This window comes from Rhizobium sp. B230/85 (genome assembly GCF_019355735.1).
In the GTDB taxonomy this organism is placed as follows: Bacteria; Pseudomonadota; Alphaproteobacteria; order Rhizobiales; family Rhizobiaceae; genus Rhizobium; species Rhizobium rhododendri.
On sequence record NZ_CP072156.1, the window covers coordinates 2850492 to 2872249 of the forward strand.

General features: G+C 60.1%; 18 protein-coding genes. 7 read left to right on the top strand and 11 right to left on the bottom strand.

The genetic code is table 11. From position 1 onward, the window contains the following. Positions 1–52: 52 nt before the first annotated feature. The 4 genes from J5289_RS13795 to dnaG form a co-directional block, all read right to left on the bottom strand. Positions 53–2746 (bottom strand): NACHT domain-containing NTPase, encoded by a 2694-nt coding sequence (locus tag J5289_RS13795; RefSeq protein WP_209206503.1) that lies wholly within the window; start codon positions 2744–2746, stop codon positions 53–55. A gap of 32 nt (positions 2747–2778) precedes the next feature. Next, a complete protein-coding gene (gene recQ, locus J5289_RS13800; RefSeq protein WP_209206502.1) occupies positions 2779–4773 on the bottom strand; it encodes a DNA helicase RecQ in 1995 nt (664 codons plus the stop codon). 295 nt (positions 4774–5068) lie between these two features. Then, the gene (locus tag J5289_RS13805; protein WP_209184283.1) at positions 5069–6457 is read right to left on the bottom strand and encodes a GntP family permease; all 1389 of its coding nucleotides are present in this window, start codon (positions 6455–6457) and stop codon (positions 5069–5071) included. Between the two features lie 458 nt (positions 6458–6915). Beyond that, positions 6916–8922, bottom strand: coding sequence for a DNA primase (gene dnaG / locus J5289_RS13810; RefSeq protein ID WP_209184284.1), 2007 nt, complete (start codon positions 8920–8922; stop codon positions 6916–6918). Between the two features lie 268 nt (positions 8923–9190). On the opposite strand from dnaG, the gene J5289_RS29225 reads away from it, so the two are divergent. The 3 genes from J5289_RS29225 (at position 9191) to J5289_RS13825 (ending at position 10098) form a co-directional block, all read left to right on the top strand. Beyond that, a complete protein-coding gene (locus J5289_RS29225; protein WP_247749157.1) occupies positions 9191–9376 on the top strand; it encodes a BrnT family toxin in 186 nt (61 codons plus the stop codon). Beyond that, positions 9342–9677, top strand: coding sequence for a BrnA antitoxin family protein (locus J5289_RS13820; RefSeq protein WP_209184285.1), 336 nt, complete (start codon positions 9342–9344; stop codon positions 9675–9677). Before J5289_RS29225 ends, J5289_RS13820 begins: the two co-directional genes overlap by 35 nt. 244 nt (positions 9678–9921) lie before the next feature. Further along, complete coding sequence (locus J5289_RS13825) at positions 9922–10098, top strand: hypothetical protein (protein WP_209184286.1); 177 nt, start codon at positions 9922–9924, stop codon at positions 10096–10098. 175 nt (positions 10099–10273) lie between these two features. On the opposite strand, the gene J5289_RS13830 is transcribed toward J5289_RS13825, so the two are convergent. Beyond that, positions 10274–10726 (bottom strand): GatB/YqeY domain-containing protein, encoded by a 453-nt coding sequence (locus tag J5289_RS13830; RefSeq protein ID WP_142823290.1) that lies wholly within the window; start codon positions 10724–10726, stop codon positions 10274–10276. Between the two features lie 285 nt (positions 10727–11011). Here J5289_RS13830 and carA point away from each other — a divergent pair, with 285 nt between their 5' ends. Next, positions 11012–12217, top strand: coding sequence for a glutamine-hydrolyzing carbamoyl-phosphate synthase small subunit (gene carA, locus J5289_RS13835; protein ID WP_209184287.1), 1206 nt, complete (start codon positions 11012–11014; stop codon positions 12215–12217). A gap of 40 nt (positions 12218–12257) precedes the next feature. Here the strand turns inward: carA and J5289_RS13840 are convergent, their stop codons facing one another. The 5 genes from J5289_RS13840 to J5289_RS13860 all read right to left on the bottom strand — a co-directional run bounded on the left by J5289_RS13840 (position 12258) and on the right by J5289_RS13860 (position 16810). After that, positions 12258–12554, bottom strand: coding sequence for an addiction module antidote protein (locus tag J5289_RS13840; RefSeq protein ID WP_307877418.1), 297 nt, complete (start codon positions 12552–12554; stop codon positions 12258–12260). Positions 12555–12560: 6 nt separating this feature from the next. Continuing rightward, a complete protein-coding gene (locus J5289_RS13845) occupies positions 12561–12830 on the bottom strand; it encodes a type II toxin-antitoxin system RelE/ParE family toxin (RefSeq protein ID WP_307877405.1) in 270 nt (89 codons plus the stop codon). A gap of 106 nt (positions 12831–12936) precedes the next feature. Further along, a complete protein-coding gene (locus J5289_RS13850) occupies positions 12937–14343 on the bottom strand; it encodes an MATE family efflux transporter (protein ID WP_209184290.1) in 1407 nt (468 codons plus the stop codon). A gap of 146 nt (positions 14344–14489) precedes the next feature. Next, complete coding sequence (locus tag J5289_RS13855; RefSeq protein ID WP_209184291.1) at positions 14490–15728, bottom strand: TCR/Tet family MFS transporter; 1239 nt, start codon at positions 15726–15728, stop codon at positions 14490–14492. A 170-nt stretch (positions 15729–15898) separates the two neighbouring features. Then, positions 15899–16810, bottom strand: coding sequence for a LysR family transcriptional regulator (locus J5289_RS13860; RefSeq protein ID WP_209184292.1), 912 nt, complete (start codon positions 16808–16810; stop codon positions 15899–15901). Between the two features lie 114 nt (positions 16811–16924). On the opposite strand from J5289_RS13860, the gene J5289_RS13865 reads away from it, so the two are divergent. After that, positions 16925–17929, top strand: coding sequence for an aldo/keto reductase (locus tag J5289_RS13865; protein ID WP_209184293.1), 1005 nt, complete (start codon positions 16925–16927; stop codon positions 17927–17929). A 97-nt stretch (positions 17930–18026) separates the two neighbouring features. Continuing rightward, positions 18027–19838, top strand: a complete 1812-nt coding sequence (locus tag J5289_RS13870; protein WP_209184294.1) for a tetratricopeptide repeat protein — start codon at positions 18027–18029, stop codon at positions 19836–19838. 28 nt (positions 19839–19866) lie between these two features. Here the strand turns inward: J5289_RS13870 and J5289_RS13875 are convergent, their stop codons facing one another. Next, positions 19867–20715 (bottom strand): helix-turn-helix transcriptional regulator, encoded by an 849-nt coding sequence (locus J5289_RS13875; RefSeq protein WP_209184295.1) that lies wholly within the window; start codon positions 20713–20715, stop codon positions 19867–19869. A 95-nt stretch (positions 20716–20810) separates the two neighbouring features. On the opposite strand from J5289_RS13875, the gene J5289_RS13880 reads away from it, so the two are divergent. After that, positions 20811–21698 (top strand): SDR family oxidoreductase, encoded by an 888-nt coding sequence (locus tag J5289_RS13880; RefSeq protein ID WP_209184296.1) that lies wholly within the window; start codon positions 20811–20813, stop codon positions 21696–21698. Positions 21699–21758 lie beyond the last annotated feature (60 nt).

Consider the following 21758-nt stretch of genomic DNA (forward strand, 5'->3'; position numbering starts at 1 on the left):
ACCATCCAGGTAACGGAGAAGCGCACGCATATCGGATCGAACGCTACCGTTCTTACGTCGCGGAAAAATCCGAGAAAAGCATTTTTAGTTCCGCCGCGATCCAATCATGCGCAAGGGTAAGCGCCGGAGTTTCACCCGTGAAGCCACCGTTCGGAGCGTAGCCATCAAACGCAGGCAATTGTCCAGAACTTGTCTCAACAGTTACATCAGACGGCCTACCCAACTTATCCAGTCGCGACAAAACATTTTGGTAATGCTCATTAAATTCAACCCGCTGACTGGCGATGTCAAGTTCTGAAACAGGCTGAACAACAACTTTGGGGTCAGTGTAGCTTTCAACAGGAATCCACCACTGCTTTAGTTGCCAATCTCCATCTTCTGAACCATTCAATCTCAGGCACCACTGAATTGGCCTAATTAGATATCCCTGCATTTCGTCACGGATAGCGGGAAAACTGAAGTGAACAATCTCACAAAATATTTTTTCTGCGCGCTTATATGTCTCAATTAGTGCCTCGGGCGCTTTTCCGAAAGCAATTCCGCCACATTCGCCAGAATACTTTGTCCACCAAACATCAATTTTGGCGTCACCAGCATCTAGGCAGATTTGTAAGTCGTCTAACAGCGCGCTGATAGCGAAGTCTTCATCTTCACTCTGGAAATCACTAACGCAAACAAAACTTTCTCTTGCAGGATCGAGAGCCCTCTTGATCGAAACAAGATCAATGCAGTCTTGTGGGAAATTTTCCTGCTTAACCAATATCCTCATACGAGATACTAATCGCTCTCGGGCAAGGCTGACTCCACCCTTTAATTTTCGCCCACTAATAATCTTATTGAGGGTTTCACGTAAGACTCCGACACCGATCGCGCGACCATCGTCTAGCCTTAATCTTGAAAGTAGGACATTTACACCTCGTTGACGAAAACCGGTGTCCGTCTGAGCTAACGAGACCCGAGCATCATTTGCTGAACGCATCTGGAACGAATATGAAACGGTCGACAAATGGGCGTCCAACAGCCCTCCTATACATAATCCACAATTGCTAACACCTACTTCTTCGAGGCAAATTTCATCCCACAATTCTGGAAAATAGGCTAAACTTGTCTGCTCGAAGCCATCAAGAATGTCTTGCAACACATTTTCTTGAGCCTCCACCTCCGAAAGCTGGAATAGCATGGGGGACGCGTCGGCTCGAAATTTGAAAGCTGCAAGATATTCGCATATGCCAGACTGGCTAAGCCGATACCACAGTGCACGTTGATACTGGAGATTGGGTATTTGGCCCATCAGCAACGTTGCTAATAATGAATCGTTTCGAAACGTAGTCCGCTCGATAGAGGTCCTAAATTCCTCTAAAGACAGCGATGCAAGATGCTTCGCCCTTAGAAAATCTGCCAGCGCCTCATGTACCAGTTCAACATTGTTCTGCGAAATATTAAGCGCATCAGATTGTACCAACGCATTAAAAATCTCCTCATCGAAACCTGCTTCTATTAACATACGATAAGCGGCTATGTTTGAAAGTGGCTCAACAAGGCTCTGCTGCGCAAGCAAAAGCAGGGCAGCTTCACGCCGCACACGTATTGCAGGCGACCCATCCGACCATCCCAAAAATTTTGTCAGCCAGTCATCAAAGAGCTTTGTTAGGGTTTCTGGACGACTTCCAAATTTGCTATAGTGCTCACAGATTAACCTGAGGAATAAAGGGTGCCCCAACCGAGCATTGAGCGACTTCGGCAAATCCCACGATATATTGTGAGCTATTCCTGAAATTATGCCCTTCTGGAACTCTTGTCTTTGTTCGTAGTCCAACTCCTTAAGTCTGACCGCGGGGAGGTAGATATCAGCCGTAGCGGATGGACGTGAAAAGACGAATAGGACAACTTTCGGAAAGTCGCGTCGAATGGCGGAAATATCTGCGGCAATGTGTGCTCTACGTGAACTCAGGACTCTCTCTAGCCCATCGCAGAATATTATTGCGCCATCCTGCCTCCACACATCCCGCCATTTAGAATCTGTAATATGTGGACAATGCGCATTGATCCGCTCATGGGTATATTTGAAGATAGAGATCCCTTCTGCCACCAACTCTACTAAGGGAACTTCAACTGGAATTTTATCACTGGCAGATTTAGAATAAGATCCGACGGCAACATGAAAAAGATGCTCGCATAGCTGAGTTTTGCCGAAGCCGGATGGTCCGGTTATCAAAGCGCCCTTAGGAAACTCTGCGTGCAACTCGGCGCTTGAAATTGTCGGCAGGTCCTGTCCCCTAGCTAATGTCCGTTGGACAAATAGCTTCGCATCACCGCGCCGTAAGGCCAGTTCAGTTACGCTACATGTAAACACCAGACTGTTTTCAGCGGACAATTGCTGCTGCCATATTTCAAACTTGAGGCCGTTTGTAATAATAATGAAGGGTGTTCGAAGCACTCGAGCGTAAGATTCTACCTGCTGACACGCACCCTTTATATCTTTACTTGGGCGCTTCGCCTCAATGACAGCAAGGGAGGTATTTTCGTCTTTTATTGGACCGCAATATACGACGAAATCCGCTTCAAACGGCCGCCCCTTTTTTACTTGCCCCTGATGAAATTCGACACTTTTTTTTGGAACTATGTCATCATCTTTGTCGTACCCCAGCGCATGCAACAATGGAGTTACTAGCCGAGATTCGACAACGGCCTCGGTGTCATCCGGATCAAAAATGATAGCTCCAACCGAACTCCAGAAGTCGTTCATAGACAGACCCCAAACACCAGCATCATCCCCCCTCACCCCCGCCCAATCACCGCCAAAAACGCATCCCCATAGCGCTCCAGCTTCGCCTGCCCCACGCCCGAGATCGCCAGCATCTCGTCCGCACTGCCCGGCCGTTCGCTGGCCATGGCGATCAGCGTCGTGTCCGGAAACACGACATAGGGCGGCACGCCCAGCGTCTTGGCGATCTTCATGCGCTCGGCCCTCAATTCCTCGAACAGCGCCGCATCCGCTGCCGACAGGCCGGCCGTCCTCGGCGCGCCGCCGCTGGCAGCGCTCGCGCCGGCACCGCGCCTCGCGGACTTGGCCGTGGCCGGGCGGTCCTTGCGGAACTGGATGCTGCGTTCCTTCTTGAACACGGCCTTCGCATCCGGCGTCAGTTTCAGCGCGCCATAGGCTGCATGATCGACGCTGACGAGGCCGGCGGCGAGCAGCTGGCGGAAGACGGATTGCCAGGTGCGGACGGGGATGTCCTTGCCGACGCCGAAGACCGGCATGTCGGCATGGCCGAAGCGCTGGGTCTTCTCGTTGACGTTGCCGACCAGCACGTCGATGACGTGGCCGGCGCCAAAACGTTCGCCGGTGCGGTAGATGGCCGCCAGCGCCTTGATCGCCGCTTCCGTGCCGTCCCAGGTTTCCACCGGCTTCAGGCAGGTGTCGCAATTGCCGCAGGCGCCAGCGTGGCTTTCGCCGAAATGGGCAAGGATTGCCTGGCGGCGGCAGCCGGAGGTCTCGCAGATGGCGAGCAGCGCGTTCAGCTTGGCGCGCTCCACCCGCTTGATTTCAGGTGCCGACGCGCCTTCGTCGATCATCTTGCCGCGCTGGATGACGTCGGCCATGCCATAGGCCATCCAGACGTTGGATGGCAGGCCATCGCGGCCGGCGCGTCCCGTTTCCTGATAATAGGCCTCGACGGAGCCCGGGATGTCGAGATGGGCGACATAGCGGACGTTCGGCTTGTCGATGCCCATGCCGAAGGCAACCGTCGCAACAAGGCAGAGGTCTTCCTCCTTCAAAAATGCATCCTGGTTGGCATCGCGCACAGACCGGTCCATGCCGGCGTGATAGGCGAGCGCCCGGATGCCCTGCCCGTTCAGCCATTCGGCGGTGTCCTCGACCTTGGCGCGCGACAGGCAGTAGACGATGCCGCTGTCGCCCTTGTGGCCGGAGAGAAAGCGCAGCAGCTGCTGGCGCGGCTGGTCGCGCTCGACGATCTCGTAGGCGATGTTGGGGCGGTCGAAGCTGGTGGAGAAGATTTTTGCGGTGTCGAGCTGCAGCCGGGCGATGATGTCGTCGCGGGTGTGCGGATCGGCCGTCGCCGTCAGCGCGATGCGCGGCACGCCCGGAAACTGCTCGGCGAGCTTGCCGAGTTCGCGGTATTCCGGCCGGAAATCATGTCCCCACTGCGACACACAATGGGCCTCGTCGATGGCAAACAGCGCGATCTTCGCGTCGCCGATGGTCTGGCGGAAATTGTCGGTAAGGATACGCTCGGGCGTCATGTAGAGCAGTTCGAGCGTGCCGTTGCGGATGTCGCGATAGATGGCTTGCGCCTCTTCGCGCGAGATCGACGAGTTCAGCGCCGCGGCGTTGACGCCGAGCTGCTTCAGCGCCTGCACCTGGTCGCGCATCAGCGCAATCAGCGGCGAGACGACAATGCCAATGCCGTTGCGGCAGAGCGCCGGGATCTGGAAGCACAACGACTTGCCGGCGCCGGTCGGAAATAACACGACCGCATCGCCGCCGGAAACGACGTGCTCGACCACCTGCTGCTGCTTGCCGCGAAAGGCCGGATAGCCATAGATCCGCTTCAGCACCTCGAGCGGCCCCTGCCCGGCGGACGACCTCGGCAACGCCCGCGAAGTGTGCGGCTCTGGCGCAGCAGACGGCTCGCCGTAGGGCTCCCATCCGGCCGCTTGATCCGGCTCAAAGACATCCCTCGGCGGTTCGAGGCCGAACAGCGCCTCGTCGGTGGAAAACCGTGGATCGTTCTTCTCCGGCTTCGACATTATCTTCCTTCGCTCGGCAGGTCTTCACGCCCGCCCTGACCATGATCGGCCTGCTGTTTCATTTCGGTCGCCGCCGTCGAATCGACGGGTTGGAGGCACCCCCGAGGCTGGCCCACCATGGCATGTTTCGAAGTCGACTGCACCCGCTGCACTTCCCTTCTCCCCTCGGGGAGAAGTGCCGAGCGAATGCGAGGTGATGAGGGGGTCTTCGCGCCGTCGCCGTCGGCTCAAGGCCCCTCATCCGCCCTTCGGGCACCCTCTCCCCCGAGGGGAGAAGGGGAAACGTCCTTCCCGATCAGATCAGCGGCGGCAGCAGGTTCATGAGCAGCACCATGACCAGCCCGACCACCGAGACGATGGACTGGACCACGGAGATCGTCTTCGTCGCTTCGCCCATAGACATGCCGAAGGATTCCTTCACCAGCCAGAAGCCGGCATGGTTGGCATAGTTGAAGAACAGCGAGCCGCAGCCGATCGAGAGCGCCAGCAACGGCACATTCAGCCCCTCGCCGCCCGCTAGCGGCCCGAGCAGGCCGGATGCTCCGACAATGCCGACGGTGGCCGAACCCGTCGACACCGACAACAGCATCGAGATGATCCAGCCGAGGATAAGCGGCGACAGAGAGAACTGCTGGCTGAGATGCATGATCGCGTCGCCGACCTTGGCGTCGGTCAGGACGTGCTGGAATGCGCCGCCGCCAGCGATGATCAGGAGCACGTTGGCGACCGGCTTGACGCTCGCCGACATCGAGCTGCGCAGCGTCTCCGTGTTTCCATTTCCGATGTAGACAAGCATCAGGGCGGCAAACAGCACGCCGATCAGCATGGCAATGGCCGGCTCGCCCAGAAACCCGGTGACATGCACGAGTGCCGCGTCCTTGGGGAACACCAGTTCGGCAATCGCGTTCGCCAGCATCAGCAGCGCCGGCAACAGGGCGGTGAGCAGGCTGAGCGCGAGGCCAGGCGGTGTATGGTCTGCACCGTCGACGGGGCCTTCGGACGAGAACTGGTCGATGAGCGCCTGATCCGGCCGAACGGACAGTCGCGGCGTGATGAAGGCGCCATAGACCGGTCCGCCGAGAATGATGGCCGGGATTGCGGCGAGAAAGCCATAGAGCATTGTCGCGCCGATATTCGTATGCAGCGAGGCGATGGCGGTGAGCGGTCCCGGATGCGGCGGCACCATGCCGTGCATGGCGGCGAGCGCAGCGATCACGGGAACGCCGACATAGACATAGGCCGAGCCGCGAACGCTGGAGGCCGCATCGAGCTTGCGCGCCACGCTGAAGATTAGCGGCAGCAACACGACCAGCCCGACCTCGAAGAACATCGGGATGCCGATGATGAAGGCCGCCCCGGCCATCGCCCAGGGAAGCAGGCGCACGGAGGTCTTGCGGATGATGATATTGGAGATGCCCTCGGTCACCCCGCCATCTGCCAGTATCCTGCCCAGCATCGCCCCCAGCGCAACGACGAGACCGACAGCGCCAAGCGTGTTGCCGGCACCCGACTCGATGGACTTGATCAGCTTGTCCGTCGGCATCCCCGTCAGCAGTCCGACAGCGATGGAAGTGATGATCAGCGCGATCAGCGGATGCAGACGCGCGCGGGAAACGATGAGAACGACGAGAAAAATGACGCCGCCAAGGGCGGTCAGCAAGAGCGCAATGTCCGAGTTTTGCATGGTCTGTTCCAGCGCCCCCACGGGCCTCGGCGGCTGTCCGCCCGGGCTCGGGAAGCGAATCCTTGATGCCTCGACGATAATGTCGGCCCCTCTTCGCAGAGAGCCCGGTTTCTGTAAACCGTAGTTGCGCGAACGATCTATTCCGACTTCGAGCTTTCCGCATCGGAGGCGCCACCGCAGAAACTGCGGCACAAACGGCGTGTCAACGCTGGTGAGCTGAGCCACAGACCGATCGGGATCGTCGGTGATCGAAGGGAACGGGAGACGCATGATGATGGGGCGGTGACCGCAATGGATTGTGAGTTTGCGGCGGCGCCCCCCTCTGTCCCACCGGGACATCTCGCCCACAAGGGGGAGATTGGCCGAGAGGCCCGAGCCCGCAAGCGAAAAGAATGATCTCCGCCCTTGTGGGGGGAGATGTCAGCGCAGCTGACAGCGGGCGGTGAAGCCCATAGTCATCAGCCGCCGTGGGTGACGGCTGCCTTGACGCGGCCCGACAGCAGGCCGAAGCCGTCGATGATGGCTTCCTGGTTTTCCATGCGGGAGATTTCCAGCTGGATCTCGTTCAGCGCCCGCATCAGTTGATCGATGTCATCCTCGGCACCGGCCTCGGTGGCATCGGCAATCTCGCGCTCGAGCTCGATCTTCTGCCAGCGCAGTGCCTTGGTGCGCTTGTGCAGCCCGAGCGCCTGACGATATCCCTCGCGGGCATCCTCGATGGCGGCCTCCTCGGTGGCAGTCCAGAGCCGCGCATTGCGCACCTGCTGGTCCAGCCCCTTGATCAGCGCCGCAAACCCCTGCGCCTCCAGCCTCTCGACCAGATGCTCGCGGGTCAGGTGCGGGCCAGCCAGTGCCGCCGCGGTGCCGAGCATGGCCGACCACAGGCGCTGCAGATCACGGTTGTCGTAGTCGATCGAGGCGATCTCGTCATATTCATCCTGCAGCAGCAGCGGATGGTTGACGATGGTCAGCGCCAGCACGCTTTCGCGCAATGCAGGCGCAGCGCTATGGCCGCGCACCATGCCGGAGCCGGTCAGCCGGTTGGAAATGGCATTCGGCGCCTTGGTGCTGGCAGGTCCGTTGCCACGCGGATCGTTGCGGCCCGCCCGGCCACCGCTGGCGTTGCCGCTCCTGAAATTGCGGCCCTGCTGGTTGCCGCCGTTGCGAAACTGCGGCTGGAAGAAAGCATTCAGCCGGTCGCGGATATCCTGCTGGTAGTGGCGGCGGACATTTTCGTCGGCAATGACCGATACCATCTGCTTCAGTCGCGCCTCGAGCTCGGCGCGGCTTTCCGGCGTGTCGAACTTGCCGCTCGAGACCTCGCGGCTCCAGACCATCTCGGCCAGCGGCCGCGCCTGCGACATCACCTTGTCGAACGGAGCCCTGCCCTCGTGGCGGACCATGTCGTCGGGGTCCTTGCCGTCGGGCAGCATGGCAAAGCGCACCGAATAGCCGGGCTTCAAACGCGGCAAGGCCAGGTCGACACCGCGGTTGGCAGCGCGGATGCCGGCGGCATCGCCATCGAAGCACAGCACCGGCTGCGGCGTCATGCGCCAGAGCAGCTCCAGCTGGTTTTCGGTCAGCGCCGTGCCGAGCGGCGCCACGGCATTCTCGATGCCCGCCTGATGCAGCGCGATGACGTCCATGTAGCCTTCGACGGCAATGATCGTGCCTGATCCATCAGCGCCCTGGCTGGCGCGCCGGGCGCGATTGAAATTATAGAGCACGTTGCCCTTGTGGAAGAGCTCGGTCTCGTTCGAGTTCAGGTACTTGGCCGGCGCATCCGGCGCCATGGCGCGGCCGCCAAAGGCAATCACCTTGTCGCGCGACGACAGGATCGGGAACATGATGCGGTCGCGAAAGCGGTCGTAAGCAACCGGGATGTCCGACCCGTGGACGACGAGCCCGCAGGCCTCGATCTGGTCCTTGGGCACGTTCTTTCCAGCCAGATATTCCTTCAGCGCGTTGCGGCTGTCGAGCGCAAAGCCGAGCCGAAAGGTCTCGATGGTCCGGCCCGTCAGGCCGCGGTCACGAAGATAGGCCCGGGCCCGCGCGCCGCTTGGGCTCTGCAGCTGCTCCTGGAAATACTGCGTTGCCATCTCCATCACGTCGAGCAGCGAGGTCTGCTCGCGCTGGCGCTTCTCGGCAACCGGATCGGCCGCCGGCATGGCGATGCCGGCCATATCGGCCACCTGCTGCACCGCCTCGGGAAAACTCAGGCCCTCGAGATCGGTCAGGAAACGAAAATGATCGCCGGTGACGCCGCAGCCAAAGCAATGATAGCGGCCCTTGCGGTCCTCGCAGTGGAAGCTCGGCGACTTCTCGCCGTGGAACGGGCAGCAAGCCCAGTAGTCGGCCCGCGACACGTTGGTCTTGCGCTTGTCCCAGCTGACGCGCCGCGCGATCACGTCCGATATCGGAACGCGGTCGCGGATCTCGTCAAGAAAGGTCGGGGAAAATCGCATGGACACCTCTGGCTGATGCTTCTCCTATAAGCCCTAACGTCCGCCATTGCCATGAAACTCGTGGGGGTCAGTGCTGATCCACAGGATTGACAAAGCGGGTGCTGTATATACAATTTGAAATACAACAATCGAGTTTAGCGGCTGTGAGGGACGAGAGAACTCCATGCCGCTGATCCGAATACGATTTGCCTCCCACGAATGGGACGATGACAAACGCCAATCGAATTTGCGCAAACACTGAATAGATTTCGAAGATGCCGTTCTCGCTTTGCGTGAACCGCATATCGAATACGGCTTTGACAGAGAAGGAGAAGTCCGCACGGTGGCAATCTGCACCGACTCCGGAAAACTGATCGCCATTGTCTATACGATGAGAGGCGAGATATGCCGGATCATTTCAGCCCGTGCGGCACGAAAGAATGAAATCAGAGAATATCACCAGAATAACCACTGACGAAATCCTTGCGAAACGCGCCCGTGGCGAGGTGAGCGAGACAGACTGGGCGCGCGTCGATGCCATGACCGATGAAGACATCGAGCGTGCCATGCGCGACGATCCCGATTGGGCTGACTTCATCGACATCGACTGGTCGAAGGCCGAGTGGATGGTTCCCGTCGCCAAGAAAGCCGTGTCGATCCGGCTTGATCAGGATATCGTCGATTTCTTCCAGGCCAGCGGCAAGGGCTACCAGACCCGGATCAATGCTGTCCTGCGTCACTACATGAGCGAGGAAAAGAAGCGGCGCGCCAAATAGTGGCGGCATCGGTCGCAACAAGGATGCAGATCGCCGCTGCCGACACCTCGATCACGGCGCATTTGCGGCCGAACTTGCCGCGCGAAACATTATTTTTTTGTAATTTGAAAAGCATGCTGCAGCGCAATAGCTTGCAGGTACGGGCTAGGACATGCCGGCAGAGTTGATATCTTTGCGACGCGACATGTCCGGACAGCCCCGCCGAACCGGAAGCCGAGGAGAGCTTCCTGTTTAGGAGAATGGCATGCGAATACTGATCGTCCCCTTTGCCGCCGCAGCCATCTTCGCGATGGCAAACTACAGTGCCTCGGCCATGAACGACAGTCAGGCAAATAGCCTGAAATCTTTCGACCAAGCTGTCATGGCTTGGCAGATGGCGCATCACCCCGCGACACAAACGAAGGCCTCGACAAACCGCTGATTTTTCGAATTCCCGTGTGAGACACCATCCCTACCCCCGGCGCGGTCTCACATGGGTGGCTTTGCTATAGACGTCTGATTTTGGGCCCCACCCTGCGTCATCAGACGGCTGCAAAGTACAAAGGCAGGAGCTCCCCCCAGCTCCTGCCTTTTTTATGTCCTTGGGCTCGTTGGCATTATTTCAGCAAATCCTTCAGGATCCCGGAGGCTTTGGCGAAATCCATCTGGCCCGCATAGCGCTCCTTCAGCACGGCCATGCACTTCCCCATGTCCTTGATGCCGGCAGCGCCGGTCTCGGCGATAACCCCGGCAATGATCTCCCGGGCCTTGTCGTCGGAAATCTGCTCCGGCATGTAGCCTTGGATAATGGCGATTTCCTCGCGCTCCTTGGCAGCCAGTTCCGGGCGCTTGCCCTCGTCGTAGATCTTGGCCGATTCGTCGCGCTGCTTGATCATCTTGGCGAGGATCTGCAGGATCTCGTCGTCGCTGGCCGCCTCCTTGGCGACGCCGCGATTGGCGATGTCGCGGTCCTTGATGGCCGACAGGATCAGCCGCACGGTCGAAAGCCGGGCAGCATCCTTGGCGCGCATCGCATCTTTCTGGGCGTTGGCAAGCGTTTCGCGGATCATGGTACACTCCTTCAACGGGCCAGCCGCGAAAATCGGCCGCCCCTCATCTGTTTGCATGTCTCTTAGACTATCGGGTCGCGACCGATCAACGCAATTGCACGGGAATTGCCCTAGATAGATTGACCGGCGGGACACATTTGGCTATTGACCGGGACCTGCACACACATCGATATCAGGACCTGATACAGCGCGACCTTTGTCGTGCGCTCCTGTCCGCGAACCAGAATGGCGACTGCGGCCGACCTTTGCAAGGTTTGGCACGCGCACGCCGGAAACGGGATAACAATGACCGCGACTGCCCCCTGGACGACCGAACTGCCGACCGCCATGCTGGTTCTTGCTGATGGCACCGTGATCGAGGGCAAGGGCATCGGCGCCACCGGCAAGGTGCAGGCCGAAGTCTGCTTCAACACGGCGCTGACCGGCTACGAGGAAATCCTCACAGACCCCTCCTATCTCGGCCAAATCGTCACCTTCACTTTCCCGCATATCGGCAATGTCGGCGCCAATGACGAGGACGTCGAGGATCTGACGCCCGCCGGTCGCCACGGCGCCGTCGGCGTCATTTTCAAGGCCGACATCAGCAACCCTTCGAACTATCGCTCGCTCAAGCATCTCGATGCCTGGCTGAAGGGCCGCGGCATCATCGGCATGTGCGGCATCGACACAAGGGCGCTGACCGCCTGGATCCGCGAGCATGGCGCGCCCAACGCCGTCATCGCCCACGAACCGACCGGCACCTTCGACATCGACCAACTGAAGGCCGACGCCAAGGCGTGGAGCGGCCTCGAAGGCCTCGATCTCGCCAAAGTCGCGACTTCGGGCCAATCGGCCCAATGGGCGCAGACCCCTTGGGTCTGGAACGAAGGCTATGGCGAACTCGGCCCCGAAGAGGCAAAATACCACGTCGTCTGCCTCGACTACGGGGTCAAGCGCAACATCCTCCGGCTGTTTGCCGGCCTCGACTGCAAGGTGACGATCCTGCCGGCCAATGCCTCGAGCGAAGATGTGCTTGCCCTCAAGCCGGACGGCGTCTTCCTGTCGAACGGCCCCGGCGACCCGGCAGCAACCGGAGAATATGCCGTGCCTGTCATCAAGGACCTGATCGACAGCGACATCCCGATGTTCGGGATCTGCCTCGGCCACCAGATGCTTGGCCTGGCGCTCGGCGGCAAGACCGAAAAGATGCATCAGGGCCACCACGGCGCCAACCATCCGGTCAAGGACCACACGACAGGCAAGGTCGAGATCGTCTCGATGAACCATGGCTTCGCGGTCGACGCGAAGTCGCTGCCGGAAGGCGTTGAAGAGACTCACGTATCTCTGTTCGACGGCTCGAACTGCGGCCTCAGGCTTTCCGGTAAGCCGGTGTTCTCCGTCCAGCACCATCCGGAGGCTTCGCCCGGCCCGCAGGATAGCCACTACCTCTTCCGCCGCTTCATCAACATGGTGCGCGAGAAGAAGGGCGAACCGGCCCTGACTGAACGCTAAACCTTATTAAGGAACATCGATCTGAGCCCTGGCTGAATTTTCAGTCCGGGGCTTTTTTGTTGCCAGGGGCCAATTTCAGCTGGAGGTCGAGAGCGTTGAGCACGCCAAGCAGCGTGCTCAGCTTCGGATCGCCGTCGGCGCTGAGAGCTTTGTATAGCGCTTCGCGGGTGATGCCTGCCGTTTTCGATACTTCCGTCATGCCTTTGGCGCGCGCAATGACGCCCAACGCCACCGCGACATAGGATGCGCTCCCGGAATTAAAAGCATCGCTCAGCAACTCAAGCTGGGATTGGCCGCTCTGCAAATGATCTGCAGCATCGAAAGGTAGCGTCTTCACTGGCAATCAAATCTCCAAATCATTCGCCATGGCCTTGGCTTTCCGTATATCGCGGGTTTGAGAACTCTTGTCGCCGCCCCACAGTAAAATGACCAGGACAGATCCGCGCTGCACAAAATAAACCCGATACCCAGGCCCATGATCGACGCGCAACTCGCCGATGCCATCGAAGAATTTTATGTCTCCAAACAAACCGGCTTGCAGTCGAACGATACGCTGGGTGATCCGCTCAACCGCACGCTTGTCTTTCAGGCCATCGAACCAACGCCTGAACAAGATCGTCTGCCGAACTTCGGGCATCGACACAATGTAGAGACAGCTCACAGTTTTGTAAACTGTAGATTACAGCTTCTTCACAGGATTCATCCTCCGAGCCGCAAATTCAGTCAGCCAACTCGTCGCGCCCTTCCGCCTTCACCAGCAGATAAAACCGGACGCACAGCATCGTTGCTGCTGCGGCGAGACCTAGAAGGAAGCCGAGCCAGATGCCTATGCCACCGAGACCGAGCGGAAACGCCAGCACCCAGGCGAGCAGGAAGCCGATCGGCCAGTAGGCGACCAGTGCGATGATCATCGGTACCCGCGCGTCCTTCAGACCGCGCAAGAGGCCGCTGGCGATAGCCTGCAACCCATCCACCAGCTGGAAAATTCCGGCAACGACGATTAGCGGCGCGGCATAGGCGAGCACCTGCGGCGCCTCGGCGGAGGTTACATCGAGGAACCAGCTGCCGAAATATTCAGGCATCGTGGCAAACAGGATCCCGCCTATTACGGACAGCGTCGAGGAGATGATGAGCACGGTAATCGCCGCGCGTATGAGTGCGGTGCGGTCCCCACGGCCATGGGCGACACCGATCAGGACGGTGGCCGCCTGCGAAAGCCCGAGCGGGATCATGAAGGCGATGGATGCCCATTGCAGCGCGATGCCGTGGGCGGCAAGCTCGATGGTGCCGATCCTGCCGATCAGCAACGAGGCTGCGGTAAACAGGCTGACTTCGGCAAGGATGGTGATGCTGATGGGCAGGCCGAGCCGGACGACGTCCCACAAGGCATGCCAGTCCGGCCGCCAGAGGCGAACGAAAATCTCATAGCGGCGTGTCTCGGCAATGCTCTGCACATAGCCGACGATGAACAGGAATCCAGCTGTCTGCACCGCAAGCGCCACATAGGCGGCACCCCGCAGACCCATGGCAGGCAGGCCGAAATGGCCGAGCACCAGCCCGTAGGCCAGCAGCGCATTCATGGCGAGCATGGCGATGGTGACGTAGAGCACGATACTCGCCCGCCCGATGGCGCTGACCAGCGAGCGGATCACATTGTAGAGCGACGCCGGCAGCAGCGCGAAGTGGCCGATCGCGATATAGCCTGCGGCAAGTCTGGCGACATCCGGCTTCTGCCCGGCGGCAAGCAGAATGTCCTCGGCGTAGTAAAACGCCGGTTGCATGATTAGCCAGTAGGCAACGGCCACCCACAGCCCCATCCGCAGAGAGCGGCGAACGCTGATGACGTCGTCGCGCCCATAAGCCTGCGCCACCATCGGAATGACGGCGATGGAAAAGCCGGAGCCGAAGATCAGGATGGTGAACAGGAACTGGCCCGAAAGCACCATGGCGGCCAGTTGCTCGGCCCCGAGCCTGCCGACGATCATCACATCCGTCGTGTTTATACCGAGCTGCGCCAGCTGTGCGCCGATCAGCGGCACGCCAAGCATGATTGCAGCGCGGAAATGCGCTGGCCAGGAATTGTCGTCGTTATGCGCAAAACGCTGCGCAAGCAAAGGCGTATCCATGTCGAAAGTCTCGTCGTTCGCTGCGCCGGTCGACCGGATGGGTCGCAAGCGTTTCGGGCGCTGGTAGCGCAAATAGGCTTCATAAGCCAGTCGCGAGCGCAATTTTGACGAAGAATGCGGCAGATTCCATGAGGAATGACTAAGCCTTAGGCATTTTCTTCAACGTCTCGCGCTTTCGAGCGCACCCTGACCACAAAGACCAGAAGCGCCACCAGCAGGAAGACCGATGCCAGCGCATAGGGAGCCCCGGCAAAGACGATGGGTGCACTGGGCCCGGTGAACCAACCGAACAACTGGGTGAAGATCAGCGGTCCGATGATCGTCGTCAGGCTGGAAAGGCTGCTCATGGCACCCTGCAACTCACCCTGCGCCGAGGCCGGCACAGAGGCTGAGGCAATGCTGCGCAGCGGCGCATCCGCCACGCTTTCCAACGCTGTCGCAACGATGACCGCATAGACCATCCACCCCTCCCAGGCGGAGGCATAGCCGGCAAGACCAGCGGTACAGAAGGCAAGACCGACCAGCGCCGTCCGCCATTCGCCGAGGACGGGCACCAGGCGCGGCATGACGAAGCCCATGACGACGGCGCTGCCGATGCCGAACACGCCGAGCGACAGACCGATCTGCCGCTCGTTCCAGCCGTACCGGTCGGCGCTGACGAAAGGCCAGACGGCGGGATAGACGGTGTGAGCCAGCCAGTAGAGAAAAAACACCAGGCCGATCCAGCCGATACCGGGATAGCTGCGCATCTGCTTCAGCGCACCGAAAGGGTTGGCCCGCGAGAGGTCGAACCGGCGGCGGTTCTTCGCTTCCAGCGTCTCCGGCAACATGAAGCAGGCGAGCACGAAGTTGACCAGCGACACGAATGCAGCGCCGAAAAACGGCACGCGCGCACCGAACCCGCCGAGAAAACCGCCGATGATCGGCCCGAGCACGAAACCCACGCCGAAAGCGATGCCGATCAGCCCGAAATTTTTCGAGCGGTTCTGGTCATTGCTGACATCGGCGATGTAGGCCGAGCATGTGGCGATGCTGGCACCGCTGATGCCGGCCAAGATTCGGCCGACGAACAGCATCCAGTAACTTGTCGCCAGCGCGCAGATCAGGTTGTCGATGGCAAAGGTCAGTACCGACGCCAAAAGGACGGGCCGGCGCCCGAACCGATCCGAGAGATTGCCGATAAACGGCGCAAACAGGAACTGCATGCCGGCATAGGCGAGCAGCAGCCACCCCCCTTCCACCGCAGCCTCGCTGATGGAGGCCCCCGTCAATTCCTCGAGATAGGCCGGCAGCACCGGCATGATGATGGCTATGCCGATGATGTCGAGGAGCAGGATGACAAAAACGAGGAAGAGGCCGCGGCGTGCAAATGTCGGATCGATCATGAAAGGCGCCTGTGTTGATAGGCCCGGGCATCTGAAGAGACAGAACGGGAACGCAAAACCGCAGTACTTGTGAGCGCTATCGTAGCGCAGAAACAATGGGTGAACAGATCAAATTTATTGATCGATAAATCGCCAAAATTCGTTCCAGACCAGAACATTAGATATTGATTTCACGGCTGCACGGCCCGTTTCTGGTCGGCCTTCAGAAAATCCACGAAGGCGCGCAGCGGCCCGGGCATGTGGCGGCGGCTGGCATAGTAGAGAAACGGTCCGGGAAAACGGCTGACCCATTCGTCGAGAATAAGGACCAGTTCTCCCTTTTCGACGGCAGGCGCGACTATCTCCTCGAAACAGCGCAGCACGCCCAGTCCGCGCACGGCGGCACCGACCTCGATCTCGAGCGAATCGGTGATCAGCGAGGCCGGCGGCGAGAGGACGAGGCTCTCCTCGCCTCGCTCGAATTCCCAAAGTCCTACCGAACGGCTGACGAAACGGTGTCGGATGCAGCGGTGCTCGAGCAGGTCGCTCGGATGTTGCGGCGTGCCATTGGCTTCGAGATAGGCCGGAGACGCGGCGGTCACATAACGCTGCTCGCGCGGCCCGAGCGGTACCGCGATCATGTCCTGTTCCAGCCGCTCGCCATAGCGCACACCGGCGTCGAAGCCGGCGGCCAGCACGTCGATGAAGCTATCGTCGGCCGCCACCTCCAGCCGGATATCCGGATAGAGCGCCATGAAACGACCAAGCAGCCCAGGCATGATATAACGGGCAACGATGGAGGGGATGTTCAGCTTCAACGTGCCGGCCGGGTTATCGTCGGAACTGTTGATCTGGTCGAGAGCGGCAGCAACGTCGCTGAAGGCAGGCGCCAGCCGTTCCATTAGCCGCTCACCGGCTTCCGTCGGGGTAACGCTGCGGGTGGTACGGTTCAACAGCCGCAGGCCGAGCTTTTCTTCCAGCCGGCGCACCGCCTCGCTAAGCGCCGAAGGCGAGACGTTGCGGTTGCGAGCGGCGGCGCGAAAACTGCGTTCTCGGGCAACGGCATGGAAGGCGGCGAGATCGCCGAGCGGCAGGTCGTCCATTGTGCAAAATTCCGTACGGCCTGTTTCTCAATATACCGATTATCGCACAACGCGCGAGGGAGTAAACGTCTTTCGAAGACTTCAGACGGAAGTCCGCCATCAAGGAGAATGAGCATGGAAAAGGTTCGTCTGGGCACCACCGGCCCGCAGGTATCGTCAATCGGCCTCGGCTGCATGGGCATGTCCGGCATGTACGGTCCATCGGACCGGGCAGAAAGCATCGCCACCATCCACGCGGCTCTCGATGCAGGCGTCAACCTGCTCGACACCGGTGATTTCTACGGCATGGGCCACAACGAGATGCTGATCGGCGAAGCCATCAAGGACCGCAATCGCGACGACTTCCTGCTCAGCGTCAAGTTCGGTGCGCTCCGCGATCCCGCCGGCGGCTGGAGCGGCTATGACTGCCGGCCTGCGGCAATCAAGAACTTCGTCGCCTACACGCTGCAACGGCTCGGCGTCGATCACATAGACATCTACCGCCCTGCGCGGCTCGATCCGAACGTGCCAATCGAAGAGACGGTTGGCGCCATCGCCGACCTCATCAAGGCGGGATATGTCAGGCATATCGGCCTTTCGGAAGTCGGTGCAGATACCATCCGCCGGGCCGCAGCCGTGCACGAGATCGTCGACCTGCAGATCGAGTATTCGCTGATCTCGCGCGGCATCGAGGAGAAAATCCTGCCAACGTGCCGCGATCTCGGCATTGCCGTCACCGCCTATGGCGTCCTTTCCAGGGGCCTGATCAGCGGCCACTGGCAGAAGGATGGCGGCAAGTCCAAAGGGGATTTCCGCGCCTTCAGCCCACGTTTCCAGGAAGGCAATATCGATAAGAACCTCGCACTGGTAGAGGCGCTTCGCACAATCGCGAAAGCCCGGAATGCCTCGGTGGCGCAGATTGCCATTGCCTGGGTGACGGCCAAGGGCGCGGACATCGTCCCCCTCGTCGGCGCCCGCCGTCGCGACCGTCTGAGCGAGGCGCTCGGTTCGCAGGCCGTGCATCTTTCCGCCGACGATCTGGCCGACATCGAGACAGCCGTTCCGAAAGATGCTGCCGCCGGCGACCGTTACCCGACCGCAATGCTGGCACACATGGACAGCGAAAAGAGCCAGCGCTGAATTCACCAATGCGCTGGTCAGCTTCAAACAAGACTGAATTGGCAATGAGACAACGGGGCAGAAACTACGATTACCGCGTCTCTTGAAAGCCGATTTTATGAACCAGTACGTCGTGCCTTTGTCTCCCGAGCCGTCAGCCCTTTCCGCCATCCTCGGCCGAACGGCGGAATTGCTGGGCGCGGCAGACTATGATGGTGCCATTGCCCTCCTGCAGTCGGAGCACAGGCTCGTCACCGGCGAACCTGTCGCCTGCAATACGCTCGCCTATCTCCTGATCCAGGTCGACAGGCCATTGGAAGCCGTTTCCTGGTTCGAAGCATCCCTGCGCCTACGGCCGGACGACATCCAGGCGTTAAACGGCCTGGCGATGGCACTGCGATCGACGGGCGATGCGGCAGGTGCCTTGCAATGCTACGACAGGCTCGTGACCTTGAGGCCGGACGATGCTGCCTGCTGGTATAGCCGCGGCGAGTTGCAGGCCGAGGGCTGGCATCTGCAGGAAGCCCTCTCCAGTCTCGACCGGTCGATTACACTGAAAAACGATCATGCCCCTGCCTTCGTCAAGCGCAGCCATGTGCTGGAATCGCTGGGCGATCTGCCGGCGGCGATCGATGCCGCTGCCCGCGCCTGCACGCTTCAGCCGGCCGACGTCTCGTCCTGGTCGTTGCTCGGCGATCTCCTGCAGAAGGCAGGCAATCTTGGCCAGGCGATTGCGGCCTACGAACGCGCCCTGACGCTCTCGCCCGATGATATCTCATGCATGACGAACCTCGGTGTAGCCCTGAAGGCTGCGGGAAAGATGGATGATGCCCTGCTGGCCGCTCGTGCGGTTCTGGCACTCGAACCCGGCAATCAGGACGCGCTGCTTCTCTGCGGCAACGCCGAACTGCACCTCGGCAACACCGATGCCGCAAGGGCGAGCTTTCTTGCTGCCGCCAAGGCTGGCGTGGCCTGCAGCTATCCGGCATCACAGCAGCCGGCAGCCTTCCGGGCGCTGATGCTGTTCTCGCCCTTTGCCGGCAATACACCCTACGAAGATCTCATCCGGAATGTCCGCTTCGATACGGACCTCGTGATCGTGCTGGAGAACCATTACTACGATGTCGCGGCACTCGCCAAAAATGCCGACGTCGTCGTCAACCTCATCTCCGACGCCGACCTCGGCCTCGACATGATCGGCGCTCTCGGTGAACTCGTCGCTTCTCTGCGCAAACCGGTAATCAATCATCCGGCGCTGATCGTCGGAACCGACCGCCAGACAATCTCGCGGCGCCTGGTCGCCGTCCGCGATACCGTCGTGCCCGCTACCAGCCGTATCGGCGCGGCCGAACTCCTGCGCCGCCTTGCCGATGGTGAGAGCCACGCCTTTCCGCTGATCGTGCGCCATGCCGGCACGCATGGTGGCGAGATGATGGAAGTTGTGGCCAGCCGGCAAGAATTGCGGACTTTTGCCGAGCAAGCCGGCGATCAGCCGCTCTATCTCACAGACTTCGTAGACTATCGCTCGCAGGACGGTTTCTTTCGAAAATACCGGCTGATTTTCGTCGGCGACGAGATCTTTCCCTACCATCTGGCGATCGGCGAAAGCTGGAAAGTCCATCATATCTCGACACGCATGACGGAACTCGAATGGATGCGCCGGGAGGAACAAGCTTTCCTGGAAAAGCCGACGCATGTCTTCGGCCCATCCGCCATGGCAGCCCTCGAGACCATCAGGCGCATCGTCAATCTCGATTATTTCGGCATCGACTGCTCCATCGATGCAAGTGGCAAGGTCGTGGTCTTCGAGGTCAATGCCACCATGCTGGTCCATCTCCACAATGAAGGCTTCGAATACAAGACGCCGCATGTCATGAAGATCAAGGCGGCTTTCGAACAGCTCCTGGAGAAGCGGGCGTCCGCCGGCTGAAACGTCTCTCAGGCTATTCCGGCGGCGTTCAGATCGACTTTCCCTCACGAGCACGTTGACGGTCCGCGGCAAGCACGCGGATGCGGTCGGCGATACCTGGGTCGACTGGATTGTAGATGAACAGGCTGAGATCGGGCCGGCCATCGACGGCGAAGGCGGAGTATTCCAGTTCAACCAGGCCGAGGATCGGATGATGGATCCGCTTCAGGCCATCGCCGTGGATCTTGACGTCGTTTTCCCGCCATAGCGCCGTGAATTCGGGGCTGGCCTGACACAGTTCCTCGACGAGATCGGCAACCTCGGACACCGCACCTGCCCGCGCCACATCGGCCCTGAAGGCGCTGACGACAACGCGCGCGACACTTTCCCAGTCGTGCTGCTTGCCCTTAATGGCTGGGTTGCAGAACATCAGGCGCAGGATATTGCGCTGCTCGGCCGGAAGTGCGCCGTAGTCCGTCAAAACGACCGCAGAGGCCTGGTTCCAGGCGACGACATCCCAGGTGGCTGTCTTGATGAACGCAGGACTGGCGTCGAGCGTATCCAGCAGTCGTTGAAGACGGGGAGAGACGCCCTCGACCGATTTGTAGCAGACCTCGGGTGGCCGCCCGAGACCAAGCATGAACAGATGCTCGCGTTCCGGCTCTGTCAGCATCAGCCCGCTGGCAATCCGGTTCAGGACGTCGGCAGACGGTGCGCCACCGCGCCCCTGCTCCAGCCATGTGTACCATGTCGGACTGATATTGGCGCGCTGGGCAACTTCCTCCCTGCGCAATCCGGGCGTCCGCCTGCGCCCGGAGAACCCGAACGCTGCCGGGTCGAGCCGTGTGCGACGATCCTTCAGGAAGGACGCCAGTGAACCTGCGGCATTTGTCGGCATGGCGATCCCGTTATAGTTTATACCCTGATAAGGTCACTACTTTAACAGGATAAATATGTCGGCGATAGTGATTGCAACCAACAAGGAGGTCTATCGTGCGTATATTTCTGACCGGTGCTACCGGCTTCATTGGTTCGGCCCTCGTGCCCGAACTCCTCAAGGCAGGCCATCAGGTGATCGGCATGACGCGCTCGGATGCAGGTGCTGCGGCTTTGGCTGCAGCAGGTGTCGAAGTCCACCGTGGAACGCTGGAGGACACCGACAGCCTGCGCAGCGGAGCGGCAAAGGCGGACGGCGTCATCCACGCCGCCTTCGACCACGACTTCTCGCGATTTGTCGAGAACTGCGCAAAAGACGGGCGAGCCATCGAAGCGCTGGGATCGGCGCTTGCCGGTTCGGACCGGCCGCTGGTCATCACATCAGGCACCGGCATCGGTAGCCGCGGCCCTGGCGAGCCTGCCACCGAAGACGTGTTCGATGTCAGCCATCCCAATCCACGCATTGCCTCGGAGTTTGCCGGCAACGCGCTTCTGGAACGGGGGATCAACGTCTCGGTGATGCGGTTGCCGCAGGTCCACGACACGCACAAACAGGGCCTGATCACGCCGCTACTTGATATAGCGAGGCAGAAAGGCGTCTCGGCCTATGTTGGCGATGGCCGCAATCGCTGGCCTGCCGGCCATCTCCTGGATGTCGCGCGCCTCTATCGGCTCGCCATCGAAAAGGCTGAACGGGGAGCGCGCTATAACGCCGTTGGCGAGGAAGGCATCGAGAGCCGTGCAATCGCCGAAGCCCTCGGGCGGGGTCTCAACGTGCCGGTCGTCTCGATCGCACCTGAAAAGGCGTCGGAGCATTTTGGCTGGATGGGCATGTTTGTCGGCATGGACATGCCCGCATCGAGCGCCCACACGCAGGCAGCGCTCGGCTGGCGCCCAACCGGCCCGACGCTGCTGTCGGACCTCAATGCCATGAAATACGCTTAAAAAGCAAAAGGCCGGCATCGCAGTATCCCTGCAATGCCGGCCTTTATCGATACCAAACCG

Coding starts and splice junctions, on each gene's coding strand:
- J5289_RS13795 (WP_209206503.1), bottom strand. CDS start 2,746: ATGAACGACTTCTGGAGTTCGGTTGGAGCTATCATTTTTGATCCGGAT.
- recQ (WP_209206502.1), bottom strand. CDS start 4,773: ATGTCGAAGCCGGAGAAGAACGATCCACGGTTTTCCACCGACGAGGCG.
- J5289_RS13805 (WP_209184283.1), bottom strand. CDS start 6,457: ATGCAAAACTCGGACATTGCGCTCTTGCTGACCGCCCTTGGCGGCGTC.
- dnaG (WP_209184284.1), bottom strand. CDS start 8,922: ATGCGATTTTCCCCGACCTTTCTTGACGAGATCCGCGACCGCGTTCCG.
- J5289_RS13820 (WP_209184285.1), top strand. CDS start 9,342: ATGAAATCAGAGAATATCACCAGAATAACCACTGACGAAATCCTTGCG.
- J5289_RS13825 (WP_209184286.1), top strand. CDS start 9,922: ATGCGAATACTGATCGTCCCCTTTGCCGCCGCAGCCATCTTCGCGATG.
- J5289_RS13830 (WP_142823290.1), bottom strand. CDS start 10,726: ATGATCCGCGAAACGCTTGCCAACGCCCAGAAAGATGCGATGCGCGCC.
- carA (WP_209184287.1), top strand. CDS start 11,012: ATGACCGCGACTGCCCCCTGGACGACCGAACTGCCGACCGCCATGCTG.
- J5289_RS13850 (WP_209184290.1), bottom strand. CDS start 14,343: ATGGATACGCCTTTGCTTGCGCAGCGTTTTGCGCATAACGACGACAAT.
- J5289_RS13855 (WP_209184291.1), bottom strand. CDS start 15,728: ATGATCGATCCGACATTTGCACGCCGCGGCCTCTTCCTCGTTTTTGTC.
- J5289_RS13860 (WP_209184292.1), bottom strand. CDS start 16,810: ATGGACGACCTGCCGCTCGGCGATCTCGCCGCCTTCCATGCCGTTGCC.
- J5289_RS13865 (WP_209184293.1), top strand. CDS start 16,925: ATGGAAAAGGTTCGTCTGGGCACCACCGGCCCGCAGGTATCGTCAATC.
- J5289_RS13870 (WP_209184294.1), top strand. CDS start 18,027: ATGAACCAGTACGTCGTGCCTTTGTCTCCCGAGCCGTCAGCCCTTTCC.
- J5289_RS13875 (WP_209184295.1), bottom strand. CDS start 20,715: ATGCCGACAAATGCCGCAGGTTCACTGGCGTCCTTCCTGAAGGATCGT.